The sequence below is a fragment of the Micromonospora sp. NPDC005215 genome (genome assembly GCF_040607915.1).
GTDB lineage: Bacteria > Actinomycetota > Actinomycetes > Mycobacteriales > Micromonosporaceae > Micromonospora.
In genome coordinates, this window is record NZ_JBEXHQ010000013.1 from 18,743 (window position 1) to 32,104 (window position 13,362).

A 13,362-nucleotide genomic window follows, 5' to 3' on the forward strand; every position below is an offset into this window, starting at 1 on the left:
AGCCCGGGGGCCTTGATCCACTCCGTTTACCGGAATCCGGGGCATCCCCGCTGCGGGGACACCCCGGATTCCTGAAACCCGGTGTCGATGGTGGTGGTAAGTCAGGCGGTCGGCGTGGGCGACGGGGTGACCGCGCCGTCCGGGGTCGGGGTGGTGGCCGGGTCGGCGGGCGGCTCGTACGGGAGGGCGCTGCCCTTGACGTACTCGTCCCAGCTCATGTTCCAGTCGGTCCAGCCGTTGCCGTTCTGCAGCCTGCGTTCGGTGCCCTTGACCGTGATCGGGTCGCCGACCTGGGTGTTCTTGAACAGCCAGTCGCCGTTGGCCATCGACACGTTCACGCAGCCGTGCGAGACGTTCACGCTGCCCTGCTGCCCCTCGGACCAGGGTGCCGCGTGGATGAACTCCCCGCCCCAGGTGAGACGCTGCGCGAAGTCGATGTTGGTGCGGTAGCCCTCCTCCGGGCCCAGCTCCTCCATCGTGTCGAAGACCGTCTTGCGCAGCTTCTCGATCACGACCATGGTGCCGCTGGACGACGGGGTGCTCTTCTTGCCCAGGCTGACCGGGATGGTCTTGATCACGGCGCCGTTGCGGGTCACCGTCATCCGCTTGGTCTTGTTGTCCACCGTCATGATCACCGACGAGCCGATCTTGACGTCCACCGCGAGGTCGGCGCGGCCGTACCAGCCCTCACCCATCGGCAGGCCACCGGCCTGCACCCGGTAGGAGACCTTGCTGTTGGCCTTCCAGAACTCCTTCGGCCGGTACCGGACCTCGGTGGGGCTGACCCAGTGCCAGATGCCATCCTGGGCCGGGGTCGAGGTCACTGTCATCCGGCGCTGCACGTCGTCGCGGTAGTCCTCCGGGATGCCCCGGCTGAACTTCACGATCAGCGGCATGCCGACCCCGACCACCTGGTTGTCGCCGAGGAAGCTGCTCACCCGTACCTGGTTGCCGGGCTTGGCCATTGTGGTGAACGTGCTGGTCGTGGTGGCCGGACGACCATCGTCGCCGGTGGCGGTCACGGTCGCCGTGTAGCTGGTGCCGTACGCCAACGCGCCGGCCGGCTGCCACGTCTTGCCATCCGCGGCGACCGCGCCCTCGACCGCCTTGCCGGCCGCGTCCTTGAGCTCGACGGCGGTCTGCAGGGCGTCCTTCGTGGTGAAGGTGATGCCGGTCGAGGCCGGCACGTCCTTGGCGTCGGCCGCCGGTTCGCTGATCGTCGCCGCGGCCTTCGGTGGCGGGCTCTCGCTGCCGCCGTGCCACGAGGACGGCTTGCCGCCGTCGCCGTCGGTGCAGGCCGCGGTGAAGGCCAGCGCCACGGCGAGGAACCCCGCCGCGAACACGCGACGTCGCCCACCGTGCCTGCTCAGCTGGTCCTGGCTAGCTCGCATGATTCCCTCACAGTCGTGGTCGCTGCCCCATCGTCTCCTACTGACGCGCCAGAGCCGGCGCCGGTTGCCGAGGGTGAACCGAAACACGCCGAACATCCTGCCGGATTTTTGCTACTATCCGGCGTTTCGTGAGCGTGACTCGTCTCCGTGCGGGGGGCGGTGGGGTCGCCGCGGCATCGTCGCCTCGCCGGAGTGCAAGAGTACGCGCCGGCCCCGCCATCGGCAGGGCCGGCGCGAGAAGGCCGGAAAGGCTCAGAGCAGCGGGCCGGCCCCACCACTGGGCACCGGCAGCGCGCTGCCCTTGACGAACGCCGACCAGCTCAGGCTCCACGCCGTCCAGCCGTTGCCGGCGACGATCTTGCGCTCGGTGCCCTTCACAGTGATCGGGTCACCAATCCGCGTCTTGTCGAACAGCCACCGGGCGTTGGCCATCGACACGTTCACGCAGCCGTGCGAGACGTTCTGCCTGCCCTGCACGTGTTCCGACCAGGGCGCGGCGTGAATGTACTCGCCACCCCAGGTGAGCCGCTGGGCGAACTGGATGTCGGTGACGTAGCGGTTGGCCGGGTCCGGGTCGTCGCGGGTGTCGAAGGTCGTGGCTTCCTTCTTCTCCATCACGACCATCGTGCCGCTGGACGACGGCGTGCTCTTCTTGCCCAGGCTCACCGGAATGGTGCGCACCAGCGCGCCGTTCTCGTACACCATCATCTTCTTGTTGGCGTTGTCGACCTTCATCTCGAACGACCGGCCGATCTTGGCGGTGGCCTTGCGGTCCATGTCGCCGTACCTGCCGTTGCTCAGCGGCATCCCGGCCAGGGCGATCCGCACCGAGATGGTCGTGCCGGGCTTCCAGTACTCCGGGGCCCGGTAGTAGGCCTGCGTGCCGTTGTCGACCCAGTGCCAGGCTCCCGGCTGCGGCGGATCGGTGCGGACGAACATCCGCTTCTGCACCGCCGCCCGGTCCTTCTTCGGGATGCCCGGGTGGAACTCGGTGACCACCGGCATGGCCACCCCGTAGCTCTTGTCGTCGAAGAGGTACAGGCCGGACCCGATTGTCGACTTCGGCTTGGCCATCGTGGTGAAGCTGCTGGTGCCCTGGCTGCTCGTCCCGTCGGCCGCGTTCGCCGTCACCGTGGCGGTGTAGCGGGTGCCGAACTTCAGCGGGGCGGACGGCACCCAGGCGGAACCGTCGGTGCGCAGCTTGCCCTCCACCGTGCCACCGCCGTCGGCGGTCAGGGTGACAGCGGAAACCTTCCCGCCGCCCGGGAGCTTCGCGCTGATCTCCGTGCTCACCGGCCGGTTGTTCGCGCCGTTGGTCGGGCTCAGCGTGAGCGTCGGCCCGCTTGGCGCGCTCGGTGTGGTCGGTGCCGAGGGCGCGGACGAGTCAGGTGCGGCGCTCGCGTCGGCCGCCGACGTCCCGCCGACGAATGCCGGCTTCTTCTGCTTGTCGCCGCACCCGGTCAGTGCCAGCGACGCCACCAGAGTCAGAGCGCCCACCACCGCCCCGGCTCGCGTGAACCGTGTCATCCCCACCTCTGTTCTCGCGTACCTGGCGGACATCGTGCCGCATCACCGCCCCAACCCACGCCCCCGTCCCGAGCGCGCTGGCCGGTTTGTAGAGTTTTGCCCGCAAAGCTCGACCGAAGGGGGGAGTCGGGTAACCGGATTGGAGCCCCACTTCCGGGGGTGCTAATGTTTTCTCCGTTGCCGAACGAGCGCCGCTAGCTCAACTGGCAGAGCAGCGGACTCTTAATCCGCGGGTTCGGGGTTCGAGTCCCTGGCGGCGCACCAACGATCAAGGCTCTGACCTGGTGATTCACACTGGGTCGGGGCCTTTTTCGGGTCTGGTGGTGGATCCACCGGGTCAGGTCCCCGATCGCGCCCTATCCGACGTTCCCGCTGCTCACCCACAATGATCATGGTCGCGTCGATCGACACGGATCGATTGACGCGATATAGACAACAAGTAATATGCAGGCGAGTTCGGTCCGTCCCGGGCTGATCGGCGGCAGGAGTCTTCGATGGGTGTGCAACGACGGCGCAAGCCACGTCCGGCCACGGCGATCGGTGTGGCCGGAACTCTCGTGGCGGGGCTGCTGACCACCCAGGCCGTCGCCGGCCCGGCGGCGGCCGCCGCCGGGCTCACCCTGACCGTGGACGTGTCCGCCGCCCGGCACGCGATCAGCCCCGACATCTACGGCATGAACGGCGGCGACCCCTCGCTCGTCGCCGAACTGGGCACGCCGGTGGCTCGCTGGGGCGGTAACGCGACCAGCCGCTACAACTTCAAGAACCACACCTACAACACCGGCGCCGACTGGTACTTCGAGAACATCGTGGCCGGGCCCGACAACACGATCGAGGCGTTCGTTCAGCGAAACCGGGACCACGGGACCAAGCAGGTGGTCACCGTGCCGTTGATCGGATGGGTGGCGAAGGACTCGCCCTCGTCGCACCCGTTCGCCTGCGGCTTCCCGGCCACCCGCTTTCCGGAGCAGGACTCGTTCGACCAGTGGGACCCCAACTGCGGTAACGGCCGGCACGCCGACGCGAACCTGACCGGGGCGGTCCCCACTGACACCTCAATTCCGGCCGACGCGTCGTTCGCGGGCGAGATGGTGTCCCATCTGGTGAACCAGTTCGGCCCGGCGTCCCGCGGCGGCGTCTCGATCTACGAACTCGACAACGAGCCGGTCCTGTGGAACTCCACCCACCGCGACGTGCATCCCGACCCGGTGAGCTACGACGAGCTGGGCGGCAAGGGCACGGCTACCGCCGCGGCCATCAAGGCCGCTGACCCACGCGCGGCGGTGCTCGGCCCGTCCGGCTGGGGCTACTGCGAATGGGTGGCGTCGGGCGTGGACGGATGCGCCCCGGGCGCCGACGCGGCGGCGCACGGCGGGCTCAACCTGTCCCAGTGGTATCTGAAGAACATGAAGGACTTCGGCGACGCCCACGGCGGGAAGCGTTTCCTCGACTACTTCGACCAGCACTACTACCCGCAGATCAGCGGCGGCACGGACGCGGATGCCAACGCGCTGCGGCTGCGGTCCACCCGGTCGCTGTGGGATCCGACGTACGTGGACGAGTCGTGGATCGGCCCCGGTGGGGTGAACGCGCCGCCGTTGCAGTTCATCCGCCAGCTGAAGGCATGGGTCGCGCAGTACTACCCGGGCACCAAGGTCGCCATCACCGAATACAACTGGGGCGCGCTGGGCGACATCAACGGGGCACTCGCGCAGGCCGACGTACTCGGCATCTTCGGGCGCGAGGGTCTGGACCTGGCCACCATCTGGGGCGAACCCGGACCGACGGACCCCGGCGCGTACGCGTTCCGGATGTACCGGAACTACGACGGAGCCGGGAGCAGGTTCGGCGACGTGAGCGTGTCGGCGGTCAGCAGCGACCAGGGGCAGCTCGCGGTCTACGCCGCGCAACGCTCGTCCGACAAGGCGCTCACCGTGATGGTGGTCAACAAGACGGGCGGCGATCTGACCTCACGGTTGGCGCTCGCCGGATTGCCCGGCGGGGACAGGGCGCAGCGGTTCACCTACGGCCCGGCCGATCTCACCTCGATCGTCCGGGGTGAGGATCTCCGGGTGGCCAGGGGCGGCGTCAGCGCGACGTACCCGGCGAACTCCGTGACGCTGCTCGTCCTCCCGCAGCGCCGACACTGAGCGCCTTCCGCCAAGTTGACCGTGCCTCGAATTGAGCAGCCTGAAGGGGCGCTGAAACCGCGCTGATCCGCGCGGCTGCCGACCGGGGTGGGTGCCAGGCCGGCCTTGTCCGCTCATAGATGCGCACCTATAGTTGCGCGAATCGCACCCCTTCCTGACCGCGGTGGTGCGGTGCGGTCGTCGAAGCGCTTCGACGATCCGTCGTCCAGGCCCGTCAGCCGGGTGTCGAGCCTGGCCGCGCCGGTCACGGCGCCCCTGGGCGTCGGTCGTACGACATGAGGAGAAGCAAATGGGGAACAAGCGCCTACGGCGCGGAATCGCCGTGCTCGCGCTCGTCCTGCTGGCCCTACCGGCCGTTCCCGGCACCGCCCTCGCCGAGCCGGCCTACCCGTTCCGCGACCCGCACCTGCCGGTGACCGCCCGGGTCGACGACCTGCTCGGCCGGCTCACACTGGACGAGAAGATCTCCTGGCTGCACCAGTACCAGCCGGCCGTACCCCGGCTGGGCATCGGCCTGTTCAAGACCGGCACGGAGGCCCTGCACGGGGTGGCCTGGTCGACCGACATCGACAACAGCGGCGCTGTCGTCAAGGCCCGCGGCACGACCTTTCCCCAACCGGTGGGTATGGCGAGCACCTGGGACACCGACCTGATCAACCGGGTCGGCTCGGCCGTCGGCGACGAGGCGCGGGGCTATCACGCGCAGAACCCCCGGGTGTGGGGTCTCAACCTCTGGGCGCCGGTGGTCAACCTGCTGCGCGACCCCCGCTGGGGCCGCAACGAGGAGGGCTACTCCGAGGACCCACTGCTCACCGCCGCGATGTCCACCGCGTACGGCTCGGGGATGACCGGCGGCGACCCGGACCACCTGAAGAGCGCCCCGACCCTGAAGCACTACCTGGCCTACAACAACGAGATTCGCCGTGACGTGACGTCGTCGAACGTGCCGCCTCGGGTGCTCAACGAGTACGACCGTGCCGCCTTCAAGCCGGCCATCGCGGCCGACGCCGCGACCGGGGTGATGGCCGCGTACAACCTGGTCAACGGCCGACCCGCCACTGTCGATCCGGACCTGGCCACCGTGGTGCGCGGCTGGACGGACCAGCCGCTGATGAACGTCACCGACGCCTGGGCGCCGAACAACCTCGTCGCCTCCCAGGGCTACTACGCCACCCAGGCCGAGGGCAACGCCGCGATCGTCAAGGCCGGCCTCAACAGCTTCATCACCGACGACACCAACGCCCAACCGACGGTGACGGCCATCAAGCAGGCGCTGGCGACCGGCCTGCTGACCGAGGCGGACATCGACGCCCGGATCCGGGAGATCCTGAACGTGCGGTTCCGGCTGGGTGAGTTCGACCCGGGCGGTGGCCGCTACGGCGGCATCACCCCGGACGTCATCAACAGCCCGGAACACCAGCGGCTGGCCCGACAGGCCGCCGGCGAGGCGATGGTGCTGCTGAAGAACTCCCGGCAGGCCCTTCCGCTGGACCCGGCCCGGACCCGCAAGGTGGCAGTGCTCGGTCCGTTGGCCGACACCCTCTACTCCGACTGGTACGGGGCCGACCTGCCGTACCAGGTGACAGCGCTCGACGGGATCCGCGAGCGGCTGGGCAACTCCGCCAGCGTCAGCGGGCTGGACGGGGCGGACCGGATCGCCCTGAAGGACGCGGCGACCGGCCGGTACGTCACTGCCACCGGCACCACCGACGCCGACCCGGTCGCTGTCACCGGTGCCACGGCGACGCCCGCCGCCCAGTTCGACGTGGTGGACTGGGGCCAGGATGTGGTGACGCTGCGCAACGCCGCCAACGGTCGTTACCTCGGCTACAACTGGGGGCCGTTCATCACCCGCGACGAGCAGCCGAACGGCTGGTACGTCCAGCAGCAGTTCAAGCTGGAGCCGCAGGACGACGGCACCGTGGTGCTGCGCTACGTCGGCTACGAGACCAAGGAGAGCTGGTTCGCCGCCGAGAAGTACGTCACGGTCGGCGACGACGGCGCGCTCAAACTCGGCGCGTCCACCCCGGCTGCCGCGACCCACTTCAGCCGCGAGGTGATCAGCAGCGGGATCGACCGGGCCGTGGCGGCGGCCCGGGCGGCCGACACCGCCGTGCTGGTCGTGGGCAGCAACCCGTTCATCAACGGGCGCGAGGCGCACGACCGCGCCTCCACGGCGCTCAGCGCCGGCCAGGAGGCGCTGGTCAAGGCCGTCGTCCGGGCCAACCCGCGTACCGTTCTGGTGCTCCAGACCAGCTACCCGGTCACGCTGACCTGGGAGCAGGAGCACGTCCCGGCGATCGTGTGGACCACCCACGCGGGGGCCGAGACCGGGCACGCCGTGGCCGACGTCCTGTTCGGCGACCGCAACCCGTCCGGCCGGCTCACCCAGACCTGGTACCGCTCGGACGGGCAACTGCCACCGGACCTGCTGGAGTACGACATCATCTCGTCCGGGCAGACCTACCTATACAGCACCGCGAAGCCGCTGTACCCGTTCGGCCACGGGCTGTCGTACTCCCGGTTCCGCTACGGCCAGGCGCGCACCGGCGACCGGCCGGTCGCGGCCGACGGCACCATCACGGTCAGCGTCGACGTGACAAACACCGGCAGCCGGGCCGGGTCCGAGGTGGTCCAGCTCTACACCCACCAGCGCACCTCGCGGGTCAAGACGCCGATCCGTCAGCTCAAGGCCTTCCAGCGGGTGGAACTCGCACCCGGGCAGACCCGGACCGTGACGTTGCGGCTGCCCGCCGCCGAACTGGCGCACTGGGACGTCACCCGCAGCCGGTGGGTGGTCGAATCGTCCACCTACGACCTGATGGTGGGGGCGTCCGCCGAGGACGTCCGGGCCCGCGCCGCGGTTCGGGTCCGCGGTGAGACAGTGCCGGCCCGGGACCTGTCCCGGCCCACCCGGGCGGAGAATTTCGACAGGTACGCCGGGGTCCGGCTGGTTGACGAGACGAAGGCGCAGGGTACGGCCGTCGGTGCCACAGCGGCCGGCCAGTGGATCTCGTTCGCCGGTTCGGCCCTGCGTCCGGGCGCCCACACCTTCACGGCCACTGTCGCCAAGGCCGGCGCGGACGCCGGCACGATCCAGGTCCGCCTGGGCTCGCCCACCGGCCGGCTGCTCGGCACGGCCACCGTGCCCAGCACCGGCGACGACTACCGGTACGTCAGCGTCAGCGCCGAGTTGGCCCGCGCCGCCGGCACCCACGACGTGTACCTGGTGTTCGACTCCCCGCTGCGGCTGGCCGACTTCTCCATCAGGTGACCGGATCCCGGGCCGGGACGATCGTCGTCCCGGCCCGGGTCGGCACGCTCAGGGCCGGTCGTCGGGATGGACTGGCTCGGAACGGCCCAGGGCCGGTCGTCGTGACCGGCCCTGGGCTGTGTGACCTGGTCAGCGGGTCGCGCTACAGGTCACTGTGGGTGTGCTGGGGGTGCCGGTGGACGCGCCGAGGAAACCGAACGTGGTGCTGGCGCCCGCGCCCAGGGCGCCGTTGTAGGCGACGTTGCGGGCGGTGACGGCGGAGCCCTGACTCGTGACTGTCGCGTTCCACGCCTGGGTGACGCTCTGCCCGTTGGCGAAGGTCCAGGTCACTGTCCAACCGTTGATCGCCGCCGTCCCCGCGGTGACCCGTACCTCGCCCTGGAACCCGCCGGTCCACTGGCTGGTCAGCGTGTACGAGGCGGTGCAGCCGGCCGACGGCGGCGGGGTCGTCGGTGACGGCGGCGGCGTCGTCGGTGACGGTGGCGGGGTCGTGGGTGGCGGGGTCGTGGGTGACGGTGGCGGCGTCGTCGGGGAGGGCGGCGGCGTGGTGACGGACCCACCCCAGCCGGCGGTGGAGTCCAACCAGGCGGCGCGGCGCAGCATCCAGTCCTGCATCACCTGGACCTGGCCCTGCCAGGTGGGCGAGGTCGGGGTGCGGAAGAAGCTGACCGTCGGCGACGTCAGGTTGGGCCAGCGTTGGAAGTTGCGCTGTGCGGCGTTGGTCAGTGGGGTGGCGAGAGCGTTGACCCGAGCCTGTAACGCGCTGTCGGAGAGCAGACCGCGTCGCAGCGTCTGCCAGCGTGATCGGGCCTGGTTGACGAAGGCGGGATCGCGCAGCAACTGGGCGAACCAGTCGTTGGCCGACGGTTGCCTGGTCTGCTGGTGCTGCCAGCCCGTCACCTGGTCGTTGGCGAAGAACCCACCGACGCCGAAGCTCAGGTCGAAGTCCCACAGCGGACCGGCGAAGATCTTGCTGTCCCGGTCCTTGTAGAAGTGGGAGCTGCGCACGTACGCGTCCATCTCCCGGCTCAGCTCGTTGACGATCATGAGGTCGACGAACGAGTCGACGTCGATGTACCTGCGGTAACCGGTGGTCGGGTCGGCGAAGTTCGACGCGTGCAGCACGTCGTTGAACTCCTGGAGGTGACCGCGCAGCCAGTCGCGCTGTTGCGGTTGCAGCGGCGACGGGTCGACCACCTCAAGGTAGTTCCAGCAGGTGGCGGCCGGCCCGGTGCACGGCAACGTGGGCTCCTCGGCCGCCATCCACTCGAACTTCCAGATGTACCCGCCCTGGATCTTCGGCAGTGTCACGTCGTCGGAGTCCAACTGTTTGAGGTCGAGGCGGTCCTTGGAGTTCTTGATCGTCTCCACGATCATGTAGACGCCCAGGTAGTCGCCGGCACCCACCGGTGCGGCGTCCGTGTTGAGATAGAACTCGGCGAACGCGTAGCGCGGAGCGGGCAGCCCCATCTCCCGGCCGAGGTCGTAGACGAGCGCCTCCCGGATCAGCGCCTTGTCGGTGAACGGACCGCGCAACGCCCAGTCCGAGTCGGCGGGCATGCCCAGCACCGGGTAGTCGGCGTCGTCGTCCTCGTTGTCCCAGAACTCGACGCGGAACGGCGTCTTCTCGAACGTCGCTGACGAGTTGCCGCGCAACCGGAAACCCGCCCGGGTGCTGACCGTCGGGGTGGCCGCCAGCGAGGTGGTGCCGCCGGCGCCCGGTTCGAAGATCATGGCGGTGGCGTCCAGGTACTCGCGGTCGGGCCGGCCGGCACCGTACGAGTCGATAAGCACCACCGGCAGGTCGTGGGTGGTGGTGACGTTCTGGGCGGCGTACATGGCGGTGCCGGGCGCACCCGTCGGTGTCTGACCGACGAACGCCTGTGCCCGCAACTGGGTGGTGCGGGTGAAGCGCAGCGCCGAGCCCGAGTAGAGCGACGACTGGTCGGTGGGCGGCGCGCCGTTTGTGGTGTAGCGGATCTGTGCGCCGCTGACCGTGCTGCTCAACGTCACCGCCACCTCCCCCCGGAAGGTGCCGCTGGGAACGGAGAAGACGATGTCGCCGACCAGCTCGTCCGCCGCGGTCGCTGCGGCGAGGGCATCGGCGGCCCCCGTGTCCCTGTCGGCGCCGGTCCAACCGGTGGACGGGTCTGCGGCGTTGGGGCCGGCGGGCGCGCCGGCCACCGGGTGGGCGCCGGTGAGCGGCTCGGCGCCGGCCGATGGTGAATACACCACGAGGAGGCCCGCGACGAGGATGGTGGCGGCGGTGATCCCGGCGGCCCGGAAGGCCGCCGGAACACTGGTGCTGCGGACGGTCATGCGCACGATGCCTCCTGTTCTGATCGGATGGGGACGGTCGACGCCGGACCCACCAGAGGCGGGCTGGCGCGGAAGTGGCGGCGCAACGTCCGTCGCCACGGCACGTCGGGCAGGTCCAGGCGCAGTGCCGCGAGGCCGGTGGCGTACTTCGAGATGCGCACGGGTCGGATCCCGCGCTGCCACAGCATGCGGTCGACAGGCGAGGCCGCCGAGCTGGTCTTGGTCTCGACCACGGCGATGCCGGGCAGCCGTAGGGTGCGGTCACCGTCGTGCCAGGTGAGCCCGGTGTCGATGGTGACTCGACTCGCGGTCGCCGGCAGCAGCAGAGTGCTGCGGCGATAGTTGGTGGTCAGCACCGGATCAAGCGGACTGGCGGCGACGTCGGGCCAGATCGACTCCCGGACGAGCGCCTCGTCCACGAACCCGCGCCCGGACCGGACGGTGTGCCGGTCCTCGGCGAGGTATGGCAGCCGGTGCTTGGTGACCAGCCCTCTCGCCCCGCTGATCTTGACCTCCAGCCAGCACTGGGCGGAGTCGAGGTAGGTGCGGGTCCGTACCTTGAAGCGCCTTCGCCGCCGGTACGCCGCGCAGTGGTAGCTGGCCAGGCAGGGCGTGTCGAAGTACACCGACTCGTACGCGAAGACGCGCTGGCCGTCGATGTCCAGCACCCGGGCGTACGGGGTGAGCTGGTCCAGCAGGTGCGGCACCTCGTCTACCGCGACCACGTACTTGCGGTCCACCCGGCACTGCAGGGCGGCCCGCTCGATCAGCTCGGCGAGTGCGATCGGGGCAAGCCCCGCCAGCGGCGACGGCGTCATCGGGCCGCTCCAGCCCGTGCCGGTCTGTTGGTCCTGGCCGCCCCGCTGCGGCCGGCGACCGAGTATCGGACGTCGACGATGGTGGTCTCGTTGACCATGTCGACTCGTTGCACGGTGGCGATGTGCACCCGGGCATTGAGCAGCTGCTCCAGTTGGGCGACGAGAGCGACCTGGTCGGTGACGGCGGAGTCGAGCACCATGATCTGGTGCCGGTAGTGCCGGAGCATCCGCCGGTGGTCGCCGACGAACATCACCGCGACGATGAGCGCCATCAGGCCGCCGCTGAGCCAGACCGAGGTGGTGCTGAGCGCGCCGAGAATGCCGAGCGCGAGAGCGGAGAAGTAGTACGCGACCTCGTGTTGGTCGAGTTCCGTGGACCGGAGTCGGATGATGGAGAGCACCCCGAACAGCGCCAGCCCCAGCCCCAGCCCGGCCCCGACGTCACTGGCGCTCAGTGCGCTCGCCACCGCGAGGACGCCGACGTTGACCCCCAGGTAGGCGACGACCAGGTCGCGCCGGCGGTGCCGCGGGAAGTAGAGCCCGAAGACGAGCAGCGCCACCGCGCAGATGTCGATTGCGAACAGGACGAGCTGCGACATCTCTTGGGTTCCTCCTGGTCACCAGGCAGTTCCGGTAAACTTTCGGTATATGTTTGGTGACTGTAAGGAGTACATAGGCACGTGTCAATGTGTCTACAGGGTGGGTAGGCAGGGAGTCGGCTTCCCGCAAGGGAATACGGCTTCTGATGTGTCGCCGAAAGTTTCGGAGCTGGTGATGCGGGCGCCGGCTGGCCGGCCCGCGGGCGTGGGGTCGCCGACACGTCCGCTCCGGGCGGTGTTAACGTCTCTTCCCGTTGCCGGCGAGCGCCGCTAGCTCAACTGGCAGAGCAGCGGACTCTTAATCCGCGGGTTCGGGGTTCGAGTCCCTGGCGGCGCACCAACGAGCAAGGCCCTGACCTGGCAGATGCCTGCCGGTCACTGCCTTTTTCGCGTACGCGGGCGCGGTGCGGTGCGATGCCGGCGGCTAGCGCCGGAGTGCGGCTCGTACAAGATCAGCGACGGCTCGGGAACGGCTGTGCGGGGGCCAGGCGATGACAGTGGTGACCTCTGGCGCGTCCACGATCGGCACGGCGACGAGATCCTCGTTCAGCTGGGATCGGGCCGAGTCAGGCACCACCAGCAAGGTCCGGCCAAGGGCGGCCAGTTGGAAGAGTTGTGAGTGACTCTGTGCCTCAGGGCCTGGGCCGTCGGGATAGCTGCCGTCAACCCCGGGCCAGCGCGGTAGCGGCAGGTTGGGCAGTTCGGTCACCTCGCTCAGCTGCAGACTCGTGCGAGTGGTGAGGGGATGGCCGGCCGGGAGGACGGCGATCTGACCCTCGGTGAGCAGTTCCTCGGTGTCGAAACCGGTCAGGTCGTCGAACGGGTGGTGCAGGATTGCGACATCGGCACGACCGGTCCGCAACAGTTGTTCTTGTTCGCCGGGTCCGCACAGCACCACGTCGACGTCGACCGATCCAGGTTCCGCGGCGTAAGCGTGCAGCAGCTTCGCGAGCAACTCGCTTGACGCTCCAGCTTTGGTCGCCAGGACGACGCTGGCTTGACCAGTGACGGCGAGAGCTGCGCGGCGGGTGCGATGCTCCGCAGCTTCCACCGCGTCCAGCGCTGCTCGTCCCTCGTGCAGCAGGACCGCACCGGCTTCGGTCAGGGTCACCGCGCGGCTGTCGCGCTTCAGCAGGGCGGCACCCAGGCGGCGTTCGAGCTGACTGATCGCCCGCGACAACGGCGGCTGGGCTATGCCCAGGCGTTGCGCCGCTCGGCCGAAGTGCAACTCCTCGGCCACGGCGACGAAGTACCGCAGCTCTCGTGTCTCCACGGCCAAAGCCT

8 protein-coding genes, 2 tRNA genes and 1 pseudogene are annotated in these 13,362 nt (G+C 69.5%); 4 read left to right on the forward strand and 7 right to left on the reverse strand.

The window, feature by feature from the left end; all coding sequences use genetic code 11:
- Nucleotides 1-101: 101 nt before the first annotated feature.
- Entirely contained in the window at nt 102-1,391 is a 1,290-nt protein-coding gene (locus tag ABZU25_RS12680; RefSeq protein WP_355029471.1) for an Ig-like domain-containing protein, read from the reverse strand.
- Between the two features lie 252 nt (nt 1,392-1,643).
- The gene (locus tag ABZU25_RS12685) at nt 1,644-2,918 is read right to left on the reverse strand and encodes an Ig-like domain-containing protein (protein WP_355029472.1); all 1,275 of its coding nucleotides are present in this window, start codon (nt 2,916-2,918) and stop codon (nt 1,644-1,646) included.
- 188 nt (nt 2,919-3,106) lie between these two features.
- Between ABZU25_RS12685 and ABZU25_RS12690 the strand changes: the two genes are divergently transcribed.
- The 3 genes from ABZU25_RS12690 to ABZU25_RS12700 all read left to right on the forward strand — a co-directional run bounded on the left by ABZU25_RS12690 (nt 3,107) and on the right by ABZU25_RS12700 (nt 8,342).
- Nucleotides 3,107-3,182, forward strand: a tRNA-Lys gene (locus ABZU25_RS12690).
- A gap of 230 nt (nt 3,183-3,412) precedes the next feature.
- Nucleotides 3,413-5,068 (forward strand): glycoside hydrolase family 44 protein, encoded by a 1,656-nt coding sequence (locus ABZU25_RS12695; RefSeq protein WP_355029473.1) that lies wholly within the window; start codon nt 3,413-3,415, stop codon nt 5,066-5,068.
- A 289-nt stretch (nt 5,069-5,357) separates the two neighbouring features.
- Nucleotides 5,358-8,342 (forward strand): glycoside hydrolase family 3 C-terminal domain-containing protein, encoded by a 2,985-nt coding sequence (locus ABZU25_RS12700; RefSeq protein ID WP_355029474.1) that lies wholly within the window; start codon nt 5,358-5,360, stop codon nt 8,340-8,342.
- Between the two features lie 129 nt (nt 8,343-8,471).
- On the opposite strand, the gene ABZU25_RS12705 is transcribed toward ABZU25_RS12700, so the two are convergent.
- The 4 genes and pseudogenes from ABZU25_RS12705 to ABZU25_RS12720 form a co-directional block, all read right to left on the reverse strand.
- Nucleotides 8,472-10,181: a CotH kinase family protein gene (locus ABZU25_RS12705; RefSeq protein WP_355029575.1), complete on the reverse strand. Its 1,710-nt coding sequence runs from the start codon at nt 10,179-10,181 to the stop codon at nt 8,472-8,474.
- A 24-nt stretch (nt 10,182-10,205) separates the two neighbouring features.
- Nucleotides 10,206-10,661, reverse strand: a pseudogene (locus tag ABZU25_RS12710) (chitobiase/beta-hexosaminidase C-terminal domain-containing protein); the annotation flags it as partial.
- Nucleotides 10,658-11,479 (reverse strand): polyphosphate polymerase domain-containing protein, encoded by an 822-nt coding sequence (locus ABZU25_RS12715; RefSeq protein WP_355029475.1) that lies wholly within the window; start codon nt 11,477-11,479, stop codon nt 10,658-10,660. The pseudogene ABZU25_RS12710 and the gene ABZU25_RS12715, both read right to left, overlap by 4 nt.
- Nucleotides 11,476-12,078: a DUF4956 domain-containing protein gene (locus ABZU25_RS12720; protein ID WP_355029476.1), complete on the reverse strand. Its 603-nt coding sequence runs from the start codon at nt 12,076-12,078 to the stop codon at nt 11,476-11,478. The genes ABZU25_RS12715 and ABZU25_RS12720 overlap by 4 nt, the downstream gene beginning before the upstream one ends.
- Before the next feature lie 264 nt (nt 12,079-12,342).
- On the opposite strand from ABZU25_RS12720, the gene ABZU25_RS12725 reads away from it, so the two are divergent.
- Nucleotides 12,343-12,418: transfer RNA gene (locus ABZU25_RS12725), tRNA-Lys, on the forward strand.
- Nucleotides 12,419-12,502: 84 nt separating this feature from the next.
- Here ABZU25_RS12725 and ABZU25_RS12730 read toward each other — a convergent pair.
- A complete protein-coding gene (locus tag ABZU25_RS12730; protein WP_355029477.1) occupies nt 12,503-13,351 on the reverse strand; it encodes a LysR family transcriptional regulator in 849 nt (282 codons plus the stop codon).
- Nucleotides 13,352-13,362 lie beyond the last annotated feature (11 nt).